Source organism: Parvibaculum sp., from assembly GCF_049671045.1.
Classification (GTDB): domain Bacteria; phylum Pseudomonadota; class Alphaproteobacteria; order Parvibaculales; family Parvibaculaceae; genus Parvibaculum.
The window spans coordinates 12,982-28,381 of sequence record NZ_JBATUH010000124.1; the positions used below are offsets into that span (position 1 = coordinate 12,982).

Sequence of the window (15,400 nt, forward strand, 5' to 3'; positions counted from 1 at the left end):
GCATGGGGATAGTTCGCCGCCTGAGCGAAGGCACGATCAACCGCATCGCTGCGGGCGAGGTGGTGGAGCGGCCGGCGAGCGCGGTGAAGGAGCTGGTCGAGAACGCACTCGACGCCGGTGCTCGCCATATCGACATCGTGATCGCTTCCGGCGGACGCGAGCTTATCCGCATCACCGACGATGGATGCGGCATGAGCGCCGCCGATCTCGCGCTCGCCATCGAGCGTCACGCGACCTCGAAGCTCAAGGCCGATGAAACGGGTCGCGAGGACCTGCACGACATTGCGACGCTCGGCTTTCGCGGCGAGGCGCTACCCTCGATCGGCGCGGTGGCGCGCCTGTCGATCCTGAGCCGCGAGCCGGGCGCCGATACGGCGCATAAGGTGACGGTCGAAGGCGGGCGCGTTTCGCCCGTCGAGCCCGCCGCCGGGCCGGCGGGCACGCGCATCGAGGTTCGCGATCTCTTCTTCGCCACGCCCGCCCGCCTCAAGTTTCTGAAGGGCGAGCGCTCGGAAACCCAGGCCGTCGGCGATGTGGTGAAGCGCCTTGCCATGGCTCACCCGGAGGTCGCCTTCTCGCTCACCAGCGAGGCCCGCAACATGCTGCGGCTCGAGGCGGAGACGCCGGGCGAGATGGGCAGGCTCGGCCGCCTCGGCGCCATCATGGGGCGCGACTTCGCGGAGAACGCGCTTGCCATCGAGGCGGAGCGCGAAGGCGTGCGGCTGACGGGCTTTGCCGGCCTGCCGACCTATAATCGCGGCACGGCGCAGATGCAGTTTCTCTTCGTCAATGGCAGGCCCGTGCGCGACAAGCTCGTCATCGGCGCGGTGCGCGGCGCCTATGCGGATTATCTCGCCCGCGACCGGCATCCCGCCGTCGCCCTTTTCGTCGAGATCGATCCGCGCGATGTCGATGTGAACGTCCATCCGGCCAAGGCCGAAGTGCGCTTCCGCGATGCCGGGCTCGTGCGCGGCCTCATCGTCGGCGCGCTTCGCCATGCGCTGCATCAGGCGGGCCACCGCGCCTCGACCACGGTGGCGGGGGCGGCGCTTGGCGCGCTCAAGGTCGAACCGGAACGGGCGCTCTTCGCGCCGCAACGCTATGAGCAGGGCGGCCTGCCGCAGCACCGGCCGGACCTTGCGGAGAGCGAGGGGCCGTCGCGCTGGCAGGGCGCCTTTGCCGATCTCGGCCGCTCCGCTCGCGTCGAACCCGCGCCGGAAGCGCAGGCGGCTGCCGACGCCGAGGCCCGGCCTCTCGGTGTCGCGCGCGGCCAGTTGCATGAAACCTATGTGATCGCGCAGACGGCGGACGGCATCGTCATCGTCGATCAGCATGCGGCGCATGAGCGCCTTGTCTATGAGCGCATGAAGAACGCCATGGCGGCGCATGGCGTCGCGCGGCAGATATTGCTGATCCCCGAAGTCGTCGAACTCGACGAGGCGGAGGCCGAGCGCCTCGCCGCGCGCGCGGGCGAGCTTGCCGAACTCGGCTTCGTGCTCGAAGCCTTCGGGCCGGGCGCCGTCGTCGTGCGCGAAGTGCCCGCGATCTTCGGCAGGCTCGATGTGGCAGGCCTCGTGCGCGACCTTGCCGACGATCTTTCGGAGATGGACGAAGCGCTCTCCCTCAAGGAGCGGCTGGAAGAGGTCTGCGGCACCATCGCCTGCCATGGCTCCGTGCGCGCCGGCCGCCGCCTCAGCGCCGAGGAGATGAACGCGCTTTTGCGCGAGATGGAAGCGACGCCTCACTCCGGCCAGTGTAATCACGGCCGCCCGACCTATGTGGAACTGAAACTCTCCGACATCGAGCGCCTGTTCGGCCGCCGCTAGAGATTTTCTGGACAGGCACCTTCTCGCGGCTATTCTTGGCCGGTCGAAAAAGGCAGGCCGGTTCGGTTAGCCCGGCCGCTCCCCGAGCGGGAGTTCTGGCTGGCGCATGGGCGCCAAGTCCCGCGACCCGTCCGCCGGCGCATGTCGCGTCGGCGCATATCAGGGTGCGTGGATCATGCAGCAACAGCTTTCCGTCATCACTCTCGGCATCGCCGATCTCGTCCGCTCGCGCCGCTTCTATTGCGAAGGTTTCGGCTGGGCGCCCGTCTTCGAGAATGAGGAGATCGTCTTCTATCAGATGAACGGCTTCATTCTCGGCACATGGCTCGAGACGAGCCTCGCCGCCGATATGAAGCGGCCGGCGCTCGCCCGGCCCGGCGCATTCGCCATGGCGCATAACGTGTCCGCGCGGGATGAGGTCGCGCCCCTGATCGAACGCCTGCTGGGCTTCGGCGGCCGCTTGCTCAAGGCGCCTGTCGAGCCGCCTCATGGCGGATATGCGGGCTATGTCGCGGACCCCGACGATCACGCCTGGGAGATCGCCTGGAATCCGGCCTGGCCGATCAGCGCGGAAGGCTATGTGACCTTCGGCCTCTGAGCGGCCGCGTCAGGGCGCGATCTCTTTCAGGAAATCCGTGAGGTTGTCGGCGACGTGATGCACATGGGGCGCGTCGCCGCCTTCATGCGAAAGGCGCTGGAAGCGCTCCGGCCCGACTTCGCCCTGGGGCCTGACCCAGACTGTCTTCATGCCGAGCGCATGCGGCACCTCGAGATTGCGCGGCAGATCCTCGAACATGGCGGCGCGCTCCGGCGCGATCCCGCTTGCCGCGATGAAGCGGTCATAGGCTTCGCGCCGCGGCTTCGGCCGATAATCCGTCGTCACGATGTCGTAAATGCCCTCGAACACATGGCCGATGCCGAGTTGCGTGATGACGTTCTCGGCATGCGCGACCGATCCGTTGGTGAAGATCACCTTGCGGCCCGGCAGCGCCGCGATGGCCTGTCCGAGCGCGGCGTCGGGCGCGACGGCGCTCACATCGATGTTGTGAACATGGGCGAGAAACTGCTGCGGCTCGACGCCATGCACCGCCATCAGGCCCGCAAGCGTCGTCCCGTGCTCGACATAGAACTCCTTCTGCACGCGCTTCGCTTCCACTTCATCGACATCGAGAAAGCGCATGATGAAGTCGCACATCTTTTCGTCGATCCGCCCGAAAAGATCGCAGGCAGGCGGATAGAGCGTGTTGTCGAGGTCGAAGACCCAGTGCTCGACATGCGAGAACGTCCTCGCCGCCGTGGCGCGCAGAGGACCGGAATGAGAGCTGCTATCCATCATGGCCCTTATGTGGACCCCCACGCGCGCGCTTGCAAGCGGGCCCGGCCGACTTCCTCAAAATCTTAACGTAACATTAAGCGCTGCCGGGAAGACTCGGGGCCGTTCCGGAGGGTGTGGATGCGGCTCGCAAGCCTGAAAAAGCTTTTCACTTGGCGGAAGCTCCCCTCGGAGCTTCGCTACGAGGACGCGCGCCGTGCGCTCGAAAGCCGGTCAGGCGCGCTGAAGCGCGAGCTTGCCGCCCGGCCCGACGCGCCGCCGGAAACGCTCTATTATCTCGCGGGCGACGACGACCCGGCCGTGCGCTCGCTCGTCGCGGCCAATCCCTCGACGCCCATTCAGGCCGATGAAATCCTCCAGACCGATGCCGATGAGGAAGTGCGCGCGGAGCTTGCGCGCAAGATCGCGCGCATCGTGCCGGACATGCCGGAGGACGAGCGCGAGAATGTGCGCGACCGCGTGATGACCCTCCTCGAAAAGCTCGCCCGCGACGAGTTCACGCGCGTGCGCCAGATCGTGGCCGAGGAAATCAAATCCTGCCCGACCATTCCCAAGCGGCTGGCGATCCGCCTCGCGCATGACGCGGAAGGCGCGGTCTGCGGCCCGGTGCTCGAATATTCGCCGCTGCTCTCGGAGGACGATCTGATCGAGATCGTGGCCACGACGCGCGTTCAGGGCGCGCTCGAGGCGATAGCGCGGCGCCGTAACATTGGCGGTGCGCTCACCGATGCGATCGTCGCGACACTCGACATTCCCGCCATCGCCCAGCTCATCGCCAATCCGAGCGCCGAGATCAGGGAAGAAACGCTCGACAACATTCTCCGCGAGGCGGCCTCCATCGAAGCCTGGCACCTGCCGCTCGTCATGCGCCCCGCGCTGTCGCTGCGGGCGATCAGGCGCATCGCCGTTTTCGTCTCGCGCGGCCTCGTCGAGGAACTCGTCCGGCGCCACAAGCTCGATCCGGAAACGGAGATCGAATTGAAGGCGCGCACTCAGGCGCGCATCGAGGCGCAGGCCGAGCCGCCAGCATCCGACCTGCTCGTCGAGCGCGTCCGCAAGGCGCATGAGGAAGGCGCGCTCGGCGACGACATGGTGGCGAAAGCAGCCTCGCTTCAGCATCGCGGCGCCGTCGCCCTCGCGCTGTCGCTTCTGTCAGGTGTTCCCGAAGCCACCGTCGCGCATATCATCGAGGTCAAGAGCGGCAAGGGCATCTCGGCGCTCTGCTGGCGCGCAGGCCTTGCCATGCGCACCGCGCTTGCGATCCAGATCTTCGTTGCAAATGTCCCGATCGACGCGCGCGTGCTGCCGCGTGGCGGCATCGACTATCCGATGGAGGAACGCGAGTTGCTCTGGCACCTCCACTATTTCGGCATCGAGGTCTGAGCCCTATTCGAGCGCAAGATCGAAGCGCGCCTTGCCGCCCGTCCGGACGGGCATGAACTTCTTTTCGTCATAGCCGCGCGCGGCGCAGGCCTCGCGGCCCCTGATCTCGAAGCGCGTCGTCTTGGTGCAATAGGTTTCGCTGCCGGACCAGACAAGCGCCCGGCCGTTCTCCTTCACGATCATGCCCTTCTCGTCCACGGCCTCCGCATAGACCGAGTAGCCGCCGGGCGCGAGCTTGCCCTTGACCGCCTTCACGCATGCCTGCGGCTCGATCCTGATCCAGCCGCTCGACAGGCCCTGTTCCCTGGCCTCGACGCCGACCGCGGCCCAGGCGAGATGGCCCGTCCTGTTGCAGATGTTGAGGCCGAAGCGGGCCTGTTCCTGTTTGGCGCCCTCGATGAGCGCGCCAAGCAGCGCCTCGTCGATCGTGCCCGTCGGCTGCCTGCCTGCCGCCCGCTGAAAGGCCATGACAGCGCGCTGCGTCGCCTTGGCGGCGATGCCGTCGATCCGGGCGATGCGGAAGCCATTGTCGCGCAGAAGCCGTTGCACGCCGGCGACCCGCGCGCGCTCCAGCGTATAGTTGCGGGGCTCGCTGAAGGTCGTCGTCCACTCGTCGCCGGAGTTCGTCTCGACGCGGATGAAATTGTCGGATTCATAGCCGCGCATGGCGCAGTTCTCGCGGCCCGTAATGGCGAAGTCTCCGGGCAGGGTGCAGAAGCGCTCATTGCCGGAAAAATATTTCACCGGCCCCTGATGTGCCTCGATCGAGCGGGCGAAGACGTGATAGCTGCCCGCCCGGATCGGCCCGGCGAGAACGGGGGCGCAGGCGCCGGGCATGACGCGCACCCATCCTTGCGAATGCCATTCCGAGTGAACATCCGCCGGATCGGATTGAAGGGCGATGGCGCCTGCGAGCACATAGCTCGTCGCGTTGCAGAGGCGGTAATCGGCCTTCGCCGGAAATGCCCAGAAAAGGAGGGAGAAGAACAGGAAGGAAGCGGCAATGCCCCTCGCGTCCCGGCGGGATGTGCGCGGGCGGGAGGGCATCCCGGAACTCAGCCCGCTTTCTTCTGGATGAGCGTGCCCGCGCCGTGCTCGGTGAAGAGTTCGAGCAGCACCGCGTGCCGCACGCGGCCGTCGAGTATGACGACGGCCTCGACGCCGCCATCGACCGCGTCGAGGCAGGTTTCGACCTTGGGAATCATGCCGCCCGAAATGGTGCCGTCCTTCATCAGTGCCTTGGCGTCATCGACCGTCAGTTCCTCGATGAGCTGGCCCTGGCTGTCGAGCACGCCGCGCACATCGGTGAGAAGGAGAAGGCGCGTCGCGCCCATCGCGGCCGCGATGGCGCCCGCCGCTGTGTCCGCATTGATGTTGTAGGTGTCGCCGTTCGGCGCCACACCAACCGGCGCGATGACCGGAATGATGTCGGATTCGAGAATGGTTTCGAGAATTTCCGGGTTGATCGTTTCCGGTTCGCCGACAAAGCCGAGATCGAGGATCTTCTCGATGTTCGATTCGGGATCGTGAACCTTGTGCTCGACCTTGCGCGCGACGATGAGATTGCCGTCCTTGCCGCAAAGGCCGATGGCCTTGCCGCCCGCCCGGTTGAGCAGGGAGACGATGTTCTTGTTGATCGAGCCTGCCAGCACCATCTCGACGACCTCGACGGTCGCCTTGTCCGTGATGCGCAGGCCGCCGGAAAATTCGCTCTTGATGCCGAGCCGGGTGAGCATGGCGCCGATCTGCGGGCCGCCGCCATGCACGACGATGGGATTGATGCCCGCCTGCTTCAGCAGCACGATGTCGCGCGCGAATTCGAGCCCCAGCTCCTCGTCGCCCATGGCGTGCCCGCCATACTTCACGACGACGGTGCATTTGTCGTAGCGCTGCATATAGGGCAGCGCCTCGGAGAGGACGTTGGCGCGCTCCCTGTCCCTCGCCTCGTTGGCCGGATTGTGCGTCTGATGGTCCGGCATGGCCGCCTCGCGCTCCCTCTTATTCCGTTCGCGGTTTATAGCCGATGCTCGCCGGGTCCGCCAATGAGGCAATCTCGGCCCTGAGTTCCGCGATGCCGGTGCCCTCGACCGATGAGGTTGCGATGATCGAGGGATGCGCCGCGACATGGCGCTTGATCGCTGCGCCCACTTCCTCGAGCCTGAGCTGAAGCTCGCCCGGCTTGAGCTTGTCGGTCTTGGTCAGCACGATCTGGTAGGAGACGGCCGCCTCGTCGAGCAGCGCCATGATGCTGCGGTCGCTGTCCTTGAGCCCGTGGCGCGAGTCGATGAGAAGGAGCACGCGGCGCAGGCTGGCCCGGCCTCTGAGATAATCCACGACGAGGCGCGTCCAGGCGGCGACCGTCGATTTCGTCTCCCGCGCATAGCCATAGCCCGGAAGGTCGACGAGCATGAGGGCGGCTTTGCCCGCGGGCCCCAGCTCGAAGAAATTGAGCTGCTGCGTGCGGCCGGGCGTGTTCGATGTGCGCGCGAGCGTCGAGCGGCCCGTCAGCGCGTTGACGAGGCTCGATTTGCCGACATTGGAGCGGCCCGCAAAGGCGATCTCGGCGACGCTCATCGGCGGCAGGCCGCCGAGATCGTTCACCCCGCGCAGAAAGGTGCAGGGCTGGGCGAAGAGCCAGCGCCCGGCTTCGAGCGCTTGCACGTCGTCTTGCGGGCTCTCCGTCATCAGGATCTGTCGCCGCCCGCGCCGCGCCGCGCGAAGAGCTTGTCGAGGCCGAGATTGCTGAAGATCTCGATCTTGAGCCCCTGCCGCTTCATGATGACGCCCTGCTGGAGAACCGAGAGAAGGTTGTTCCAGGCCCAGTAGATGACGAGGCCGGCCGGGAAGCTCGCCAGCATGAAGGTGAAGATCACCGGCATCCACAGGAAGATCTGCTGCTGGATGGGATCGGCGGGCGCCGGGTTCATGCGCTGCTGCACGAACATGGTGAAGCCCATGAGGAGCGGCCATGCGCCGATCATCAGGAAGGCCGGCGGCACCCAGGGGATGAGGCCGAAGAGATTGAAGATCGTCGTCGGGTCGGGCGCCGAGAGATCGTGAATCCAGCCGAAGAAGGGCGCGTGCCGCATTTCGATGGTGACGAAGAGCACCTTGTAGAGCGCGAAGAACACCGGGATCTGGATCAGGATCGGCAGACAGCCTGCGAGCGGGTTCACCTTTTCCTTGCGGTAAAGCTCCATGATCTCCTGCTGCTGGCGCATCTTGTCGTCCTTGTGGACTTCCTTGAGGCGTTCCATTTCGGGCTGGAGCTTCTTCATCTTGCTCATCGCCTCATAGGAGCGATTGGCGAGCGGGAAGAAGGCGAGCTTGATGAGAACCGTGATGATGAGGATGGCGATGCCGAAATTGCCGACCTGATGCGCGATGAGGTCGATCGCCTTGAAGACCGGCTGCGTCAGGAACCAGAAATAGCCCCAGTCGATGAGCAGGTTGAAGCGGTAGAGGCCCTCGTCGCGATATTTGCTGACGAGCTTCGACACCTTGGCGCCCGCGAAGAGGCGGTTGTCGACCGTGGCGCTTTCGCCGGGCGCGATCGTCAGCGCCTCATAGCGGAAATCGGCCTGGAAGGTTTCGCGCGCGGGATCGTTGCCGGGGCCCGGCTCGGCGCTGAAGCGGCCGACAAAGGGCTTGCCCGTCTGCGGAATGAGCGTCGTCGCCCAGTACTTGTCGGTAAGGCCGAGCCAGCCCCCCGTGTCGGAAACGGTCTTGGGACCGTCCTTGACGGCGGAATCATATTTGAGCGTCTGCTCGCCATTGTTCAGGAATTCGCCGATGAAGCCTTCATGCAGGAGATAGAAGCTCTTGCCCTCGGGCTTGCCCGTGCGCGAGATGAGGCCATAGGGATAGAGCGTGACGGGCGCGGCGGACTTGTTTTCGATCCGGTCGGAAATCGAGAAGAGGAAATTCTGGTCGACCGAGATCGTGCGGTGGAAGACGAGGCCCTCGCCATTGTCCCATTTGAGGGTGACGGGCGTTTCCGGCGTCAGCGTCGATCCGCTCTCGAGCGTCCAGGGCGTCGTGGCGCCGGGAAGCTTCGCTGCCACGCCCGGCGCGGCGACGAAACCATATTCGGCGAAATAGGGCTTCGCGGTGCCGCGCGGCGCGAGCAGCACGACTTCGGGGCTCGTCTTGTCGACCGTCTCGCGATACTGCCGCAGACGCAGATCGTCGAAGCGCGCGCCCCTGAGCGCGATCGAGCCGTCGATCTGCTCGGAGGTGATCTTGACGCGCGGCGACTGCGCCAGCGCCTCGTCGGTGCCGAGCACGGTGGGCGTGATGGTGGCGCCGCTCGGAGCGAGGGTGGAAACCTCGGGCAGGCGCCCGCCTTCCCCGGCGGCGGGCGTCGCGGCGGTGCCTGCGGGCTGCCCCTGCTGCTCGGAGATCGCCTGCTGGCGGGCCTTCTCCGCCTCCATGCGGGGCGTCACGACGAAATGCTGCCAGCCGACGAAGAGCAGGACCGAAAGCAGGATGGCGATGAGAAAATTGCGGTTGTCACCCATGAGACGTGTCTTCCTTGCCCTCGGAATGTCGTGAGGAGTTCCGGCGCGCCTTATGCCCGTTGCCATGCACCTTGGCAAAGGCGGTGCGCAAATCGTCGAGGAGGTCGGGCCAGGCCCGGTTCAGCGTCGCCGCGCGCCCGACCAGCACGTAGTCGTAGCCTTGTTTGGCGAGGAGCGGAAGGATTTCGCCGGAGGCTGCCCTGAGACGCCGCCGCGCGCGATTGCGAACGACGGCGGAGCCGACCTTGCGTGTGACCGTGAATCCGATGCGGGGCTCCGCTTCGTCCTCGCGCTTGCGCGCCTGGAGAACGAGGCTCGTTGCCGCCCATTTGCGGCCCGTGGCCGCAGCGAGAAAATCGCGCCGCTTCCTCAATCTGTCGATATGGGGGCGGCGGTTCATACGGCTGTCCAGAGGCCCATCCCGTCCAGAGCTGTCCCGACCCTCGGGGCCCGTTCAGACGGCGGGACGTTCCGCCGAAACGGGTTCAGTCCGACCCGTCAGGCCGCCGTTCAGGCCGAGAGCCGCTTGCGGCCGCGCGCGCGACGGGCGGCGAGCACTTTGCGTCCACCCTTCGTCGACATGCGCGCACGGAAACCGTGGCGGCGCTTGCGGACGAGTTCGCTCGGTTGATAAGTCCGTTTCACGTCTCTTCTCCGGCGGATCTGGCGGGAGGTCTGTCCCGTCGCCGGGTCAGTCCTGCCGGCACACTGGGGTGCCAATAATGTGAAGAGCCGTCGGCGTTGGCACCAGACGGCTGTCTGGCGGGCTGTATAGTCGATCAGAGCCGTAAAAGTCAATGCGGGCAGGGCCGTTAAGGCCCGGTTTCGTCATCGCCGGGCGTCCGTCACAATCAGGTGATCGGGCGGGAGATGCGGACCTTGCGGGGCTGCGTACGGCCGATTCTCGGCTATGGTCGGTCATCTGAAGAGCGCGCGCGCCGAAACGCGCATGTTCACTTTGTGTTCGAATTGGGAAGAGACATGGCCGCAGCCTCGCCAGTTCCGCCGGAAGAAAGCCGCTTTTCGCTGCGGCGGCTCTGGCCTCTTGCCGTCCTCGCGGCGGGGCTCGCGCTCTTCATCGCCCTCGGGCTCGATCGCTATGTGACGCTCGATGCCCTGCGCGAAAACCGGCAGGCGCTGTCGGAATGGGTGGCGGCGCACCAGCTCCTTGCCATGCTGGCCTATATGGGGCTTTACGCGGCGATGGTGGCCTTTTCCGTTCCCGGCGCCCTCGTCGCCACGCTGACCGGCGGCTTTCTCTTCGGGACGCTCATGGGCGGCACGCTCACCGTCGTCGCCGCGACCCTGGGCGCGACGATCGTCTTTGCCGCCGCGAAATCGGCGCTCGGTGATCTTCTGCGCGCGAAGGCGGGCTCCACCCTGCAGCGCATGGAGGAGGGGTTCCGCGAAAACGCCTTCAGCTATCTTCTCGTGCTGCGCCTCGTGCCGATATTTCCCTTCTTTCTCGTCAATCTCGCGCCCGCCTTTCTCGGCGTCGGCCTTCCGACCTTCATCGCCGCGACATTCATCGGCATCATTCCGGGCACATTCGTTTTCGCGAGCCTTGGCAATGGCCTCGGCGCCGTCTTCGATGCGGGCCGCTCGCCCGATCTCGGGCTCATCTTCGAGCCGCAGATTATCGGCCCCATTCTCGCGCTCGCCGCGCTCGCGCTTCTGCCCGTCATCTATCGCCGCTTTCGGCGCAACGCCTGAACAGTTTCCGGATGAGATCTCATGGTGCAAGTAATCAAGGCTGACCTTTGTGTGATCGGCGGCGGCTCGGGCGGGCTTTCGGTCGCGGCGGGTGCGGCGCAGATGGGCGCGCGCACCGTACTGATCGAGCGCGGCGAGATGGGCGGCGATTGCCTCAATACGGGCTGCGTTCCGTCGAAGGCGCTGCTCGCCGCGGCGAAACATGCCTGGCGCAGAGGACAGGGCGCGGCCTTCGGCCTCGACGATTGCAGCTCCGAGGTGGATTTCGCGCGTGTGAACGCGCATGTGCGCGGCGTCATCGACGCGATTGCGCCGAACGATTCCGTCGCGCGTTTCGAAGGGCTCGGCGTCACCGTCATCAAGGATCACGCGCGCTTCAAGGATGCCCGCACCGTGATCGCGGGGCGCAAGGAAATCAGGGCCCGCCGCTTCGTCATCGCCACGGGCTCGCATCCGGCTCTGCCTCCGATCCCGGGGCTCGAGACCGTTCCCGTATTCACCAACGAAACGATCTTCACCAATAAGGTCCGCCCCGGACATCTCATCGTCATCGGCGGCGGACCCGTCGGCATGGAGATGGCGCAGGCGCATCGCCGCCTCGGCGCGAAGGTAACGGTGATCGAGGCGGCGAAGGTTCTGTCGAAGGACGATCCCGAACTCGTCGCCTTCGTCACCGATCGTCTCGCGCAGGAAGGCGTCGAGATCATCGAGGAGGCGAATGTCACGCGCGTGGAAGGCGAGGAAGGCCGTATCGCCGTAACCATCGGGGAGGGGAGCGACGCGCGCATCGTCTCCGGCACGCATCTTCTCGTCGCCACCGGCCGCAGGCCCGCCGTCGAGGGGCTCGATCTCGACAAGGCGGGCATCGAATGGGACCGGCACGGCATCAAGGTCGATTCGCGGCTCCGCACGGCGAACAGGCGCGTCTTCGCGATCGGCGATGTCATCGGCGGGCTTCAGTTCACCCATGTCGCCAACTATCACGCCGGCATCGTCATAAGGAACGCGCTCTTCCGCCTGCCCGCCCGCGTGGATTATGGCGCCATTCCCTGGGTGACCTATACGGATCCCGAGCTTGCCCATGTCGGCGAGACGGAGCAGGAGCTCCGCGCGCGCAACATGAAGATCAACGTCCTGCGCTGGCACCTCGCCGAAAACGACCGCGCCCAGGCTGAGCGCGAGACGGAAGGCGAGATCAAGGTCATCACGGACATGCACAGCCGCATCCTCGGCTGCACCATTGTCGGCCCTCATGCGGGCGAACTCATCCTGCCATGGGTTCTGGCGAGATCGCAGGGGCTGAAGCTCGCCGCCATGGCGAGCCTTGTCGTGCCCTATCCGACATTCTCCGAAATTTCCAGGCGCGCCGCCGCGTCTTACTACACGCCCACGCTTTTCAGCAGGCGGACGCGGGCGCTCGTGCGCTTCCTCGGACTTTTCGGCTGATCCGCCTCCGCCGTTTCGGAGTATGATCTTCCAGAATGTCCAAGCCGGGAACGCCGCGCATGACGCATGACGATGCCGAAGAAAGGGCGATGCGCCGCATGCCGCTCCGGCTGCGTCTCGTCCATCCTCTGCGGCGGAGCCTGTCGCGCCGCCTCCTGGTGCTGACCGTTCTCTTCGTCATGCTGAGCGAAGTGCTGATCTTCGTGCCGTCGATCGCGAATTTCCGCAAGTCATGGCTGGAGCAGACGCTGGGCGGCGCGCAGATCGCGGCGCTCGCGCTCGAGGCGACGCCCGACAATATGGTGTCGCCCGCCTTGCAGCAGGAGCTTCTCGAAAACGCGCAGGTCTTCTCCGTCTCGCTCTATCGCAACAATGTGCACCGGCTGATGCTGAGCGAGAAGATGCCGCCCAAGGTCGATGCGGCCTACGATCTGCGCAGGGCCATGGCGCCGATGCTCATCCTGGACGCTTTCCGCACGCTCCTTGCCGGCGACGGCCGCGTCATCGTGGTGACGGGATATCCGCGTTTCGGCGCGGGCGATTTCATCCGCATCGTCGTCAGCGAGGCGCCGCTCCGCCATGCGATGATCCGCTACGGCGAGAACATCTTCCTGCTTTCGCTCGTCATCTCGATCATGACGGCGAGCCTCGTCTTTCTGGTGCTTCACATCGTCTTCGTGCGGCCGATGCGGCGCATCACCGAGAACATGGTCGCCTTTCGCGAGAACCCGGAGGATGCGCGCCGCGTCATCGCGCCATCGAGCCGCGAAGACGAGATCGGCGTGACCGAGCGCGAGCTTGGCGCCATGCAGCGCGACATTCGCGCGACGCTGAACCAGCGCGCCCATCTGGCCTCGCTCGGCGCGGCGGTGAGCCGCATCAATCACGACCTGCGGAACATTCTCGCCAACGCCCAGCTCATAGGCGACCGGATCGGCGCCGTGGAAGACCCGACGGTGCAGCATCTGGCGCCGCGCCTTTTCGCCTCGATCGACCGCGCCATCGATCTCTGCACGCGGACGCTGCGCTTCGGCCGGGCCGATGAGGAGCTGCCGCGCCGCAGCCGCTTCGAGCTTGCGCCGCTACTCGAGGAGGTGCGCGAAATGTCGGGCGTGCCGGACGAGGCGAAAATCCGCTGGGCGAACCAGAGCGCGCCGGGCCTCATGGTCGAGGCGGATCGCGACCATTTGTTCCGTATCCTGCTCAATCTCACGCGCAATGCCGTGCAGGCCATCCAGGAAGGCAAGGGCGGCGAAGGCGCCATCTGCATCGCCGCGCGCCGCGCGGGCGAGCATCTTCATATCGAGGTCGCGGATACGGGACCCGGCCTTGCGCCAAAGGCCCGCGAGCATCTCTTCCAGCCCTTCGCCGCGGGCGCCAGATCGGGCGGCGCGGGGCTCGGCCTTGCCATTGCGGACGAGCTTGCGCGCGGCCATGGCGGCGGAATAGAGCTTCTGACGACAGGGAGCGATGGAACGATTTTCCGGGTCTGCATTCCGATGGAAATGAGCACGCAAAGCTGCGCCGAGGCGGAACGCCAGGGCGCGCGCCTCTCCTCGCTTTCAGGTGCGCGATGAGCGCCGCTCGCCGCCTCGTTCTCGTTGCCGATATAGGCGGCACCAATGCGCGCTTCGCTCTTGCGCGGGGCGCTGGCGCGGAGATCGGGCTTGAGGTCGCGTCCGTTCTGCCGACCGCGGATCATGCAAGCCTCGAGGACGTACTCGGCATTTTTCTCGAGGGGAAGGGAAGGCCCGGCATCGACGCGGCCGCCATCTGCGCCGCAGGCCCCGTCAGAGGGGAAGGCGGCGCGGCCGAAATCCATATGACGAATTGCGCCTGGAATATTTCCGTCGGCGCGATCGCGGCCGCGACAGGCGTTTCGCATCCCCTCCTCATGAACGATTTCGCCGCGCTCGCGCGCGCCGTGCCGGAACTGAAGCCCGGCGATGTCCATGCCATTGGCGGCGGCGCCGCGCGGGTGGGGGCTCCCATTGCGCTTCTCGGCGCGGGCACGGGCCTCGGTGTCGCCGCCCTCGTGCCCGATGGCAAGGGCTCCCACATCGTGCTGCCGGGCGAAGGCGGCCATGCCGACCTCGCGCCGACCGATGCGCGCGAGCTCGCGGTGCTCGAGCGGCTGATGGCGTCCTATGGCCATGTGTCGGTCGAGCGCGTGCTTTCAGGGCCGGGGCTCGTCGCGCTTCACGCAGCACTTTGCGCGCTCGAAGGAAAGGCGGTCGAAGGACAGCCGACAGGCGCAGACATTTCGGAGTGGGCCTCGGCGGGCCGCTCGCCCGTCGCAATGGAGGCCGTCTCGCTTTTCTGTAGCTGGCTTGGCTCCGTCGCCGGCAATCTCGCTCTCACATTCGGCGCCGAAGGCGGCGTCTTCATCGGCGGCGGCATCGTGCCGGGCTGGATCTCGAGGCATCCGGGTCTTTTCGACGAGGCGCTTTTCCGCCAGCGCTTCGAGGCGAAGGGGCGCTTCGCCGCCTATCTCGCGGAAATTCCCGTGCATGCGATCATGCGCGCCGATGCGGCGCTGCTCGGCCTCGCCCGTGCCGCTCTCGGTGAGCCTCTCTAGAAGAGCCCGCCCTTCGCAAGCGTGCCGGTGGCGACCGTGCCGTCGCGGCGTGGATCGGCGCCGCCATCGAGCCCCGTCGGCGTCACCCGGATGCCGTGCAGTCCGCTGCGCAGTTCCGCCTCCTTCACCTCATGGCCGAGCTGCTTCAGCTGCGGGACGAGTTTTTCGAGCGTCGTGCCCTTCTCGATCTCGAGCGGGCCGTTCCGGTCGACGAAGCGTGGCAGGGCGATCGCCTCCTGCATGGGCATGTGCCAGTCGAGAAGCGCGATCAGCGTCTGCGTGACATAGCCGATGATGCGGCTGCCGCCAGGCGAGCCGATGGCGGCGAAGAAGGCGCCCTTGTCGTCGAAGACGATGACGGGGTCCATTGCCGACAGGGGGCGCTTGCCCGGCGCAATCGCATTGGCGACGGGCGCGCCGTTTTCCTCCGGCACGAACGAAAAATCCGTGAGCTGATTGTTGAGCATGAGCCCGGCCGCCATGAGGTGGCTGCCGAAGGGCGCCTCGATGGAGGTCGTCATGGAGACGACGCGGCCCTGCGCGTCGATGATGCTGAAATGGCTCGTCGAGGGGCGCGAAATGTCGCCATTGAGCCCATAGG

At 66.2% G+C, this 15,400-nt stretch carries 15 protein-coding genes; 7 read left to right on the forward strand and 8 right to left on the reverse strand.

The genetic code is table 11. The features are described 5' to 3' along the window. The first annotated feature begins 2 nt into the window (after positions 1-2). Together mutL and WBG82_RS14840 are read left to right on the forward strand one after the other, a co-directional pair. Positions 3-1,826 carry a DNA mismatch repair endonuclease MutL gene (gene mutL / locus WBG82_RS14835; protein WP_424425516.1) on the forward strand — a complete coding sequence of 608 codons (1,824 nt, stop codon included), beginning with the start codon at positions 3-5 and terminating at the stop codon, positions 1,824-1,826. Positions 1,827-2,001: 175 nt separating this feature from the next. Further along, the gene (locus WBG82_RS14840; RefSeq protein WP_424425544.1) at positions 2,002-2,424 is read left to right on the forward strand and encodes a VOC family protein; all 423 of its coding nucleotides are present in this window, start codon (positions 2,002-2,004) and stop codon (positions 2,422-2,424) included. Positions 2,425-2,433: 9 nt separating this feature from the next. Here WBG82_RS14840 and WBG82_RS14845 read toward each other — a convergent pair whose 3' ends face one another. Further along, a complete protein-coding gene (locus WBG82_RS14845; RefSeq protein WP_424425518.1) occupies positions 2,434-3,162 on the reverse strand; it encodes a pyrimidine 5'-nucleotidase in 729 nt (242 codons plus the stop codon). Between the two features lie 117 nt (positions 3,163-3,279). Here WBG82_RS14845 and WBG82_RS14850 point away from each other — a divergent pair, with 117 nt between their 5' ends. Further along, entirely contained in the window at positions 3,280-4,542 is a 1,263-nt protein-coding gene (locus WBG82_RS14850) for a DUF2336 domain-containing protein (protein ID WP_424425520.1), read from the forward strand. Between the two features lie 3 nt (positions 4,543-4,545). On the opposite strand, the gene WBG82_RS14855 is transcribed toward WBG82_RS14850, so the two are convergent. The 6 genes from WBG82_RS14855 to rpmH all read right to left on the reverse strand — a co-directional run bounded on the left by WBG82_RS14855 (position 4,546) and on the right by rpmH (position 9,707). After that, complete coding sequence (locus WBG82_RS14855) at positions 4,546-5,589, reverse strand: DUF1036 domain-containing protein (RefSeq protein ID WP_424425522.1); 1,044 nt, start codon at positions 5,587-5,589, stop codon at positions 4,546-4,548. Positions 5,590-5,597: 8 nt separating this feature from the next. Continuing rightward, positions 5,598-6,521, reverse strand: a complete 924-nt coding sequence (gene argB / locus WBG82_RS14860) for an acetylglutamate kinase (RefSeq protein ID WP_424425524.1) — start codon at positions 6,519-6,521, stop codon at positions 5,598-5,600. A gap of 19 nt (positions 6,522-6,540) precedes the next feature. After that, a complete protein-coding gene (gene yihA / locus WBG82_RS14865) occupies positions 6,541-7,227 on the reverse strand; it encodes a ribosome biogenesis GTP-binding protein YihA/YsxC (protein ID WP_424425526.1) in 687 nt (228 codons plus the stop codon). After that, positions 7,227-9,062, reverse strand: a complete 1,836-nt coding sequence (gene yidC, locus WBG82_RS14870; protein ID WP_424425528.1) for a membrane protein insertase YidC — start codon at positions 9,060-9,062, stop codon at positions 7,227-7,229. Before yidC ends, yihA begins: the two co-directional genes overlap by 1 nt. Further along, positions 9,055-9,462 (reverse strand): ribonuclease P protein component, encoded by a 408-nt coding sequence (rnpA, locus tag WBG82_RS14875; RefSeq protein ID WP_424425530.1) that lies wholly within the window; start codon positions 9,460-9,462, stop codon positions 9,055-9,057. The genes yidC and rnpA overlap by 8 nt, the downstream gene beginning before the upstream one ends. Positions 9,463-9,572: 110 nt before the next feature. Continuing rightward, on the reverse strand, positions 9,573-9,707 hold the full coding sequence (rpmH, locus tag WBG82_RS14880) for a 50S ribosomal protein L34 (RefSeq protein WP_424425532.1): 135 nt from the start codon (positions 9,705-9,707) through the stop codon (positions 9,573-9,575). A 336-nt stretch (positions 9,708-10,043) separates the two neighbouring features. Between rpmH and WBG82_RS14885 the strand changes: the two genes are divergently transcribed. The 4 genes from WBG82_RS14885 to glk are packed head-to-tail and all read left to right on the forward strand — an operon-like array spanning position 10,044 to position 14,799. Continuing rightward, positions 10,044-10,775: a TVP38/TMEM64 family protein gene (locus tag WBG82_RS14885; RefSeq protein ID WP_424425534.1), complete on the forward strand. Its 732-nt coding sequence runs from the start codon at positions 10,044-10,046 to the stop codon at positions 10,773-10,775. A gap of 21 nt (positions 10,776-10,796) precedes the next feature. Beyond that, positions 10,797-12,221 (forward strand): dihydrolipoyl dehydrogenase family protein, encoded by a 1,425-nt coding sequence (locus WBG82_RS14890; RefSeq protein WP_424425536.1) that lies wholly within the window; start codon positions 10,797-10,799, stop codon positions 12,219-12,221. Positions 12,222-12,256: 35 nt separating this feature from the next. Next, complete coding sequence (locus tag WBG82_RS14895) at positions 12,257-13,798, forward strand: sensor histidine kinase (RefSeq protein WP_424425538.1); 1,542 nt, start codon at positions 12,257-12,259, stop codon at positions 13,796-13,798. Continuing rightward, entirely contained in the window at positions 13,795-14,799 is a 1,005-nt protein-coding gene (gene glk, locus WBG82_RS14900; protein WP_424425540.1) for a glucokinase, read from the forward strand. The genes WBG82_RS14895 and glk overlap by 4 nt, the downstream gene beginning before the upstream one ends. Here glk and WBG82_RS14905 read toward each other — a convergent pair. Continuing rightward, positions 14,796-15,400 (reverse strand): gamma-glutamyltransferase (locus WBG82_RS14905; RefSeq protein WP_424425542.1); only part of this gene is annotated, 605 nt, incomplete at its 5' end. The two genes, glk and WBG82_RS14905, sit on opposite strands and share 4 nt — an antisense overlap.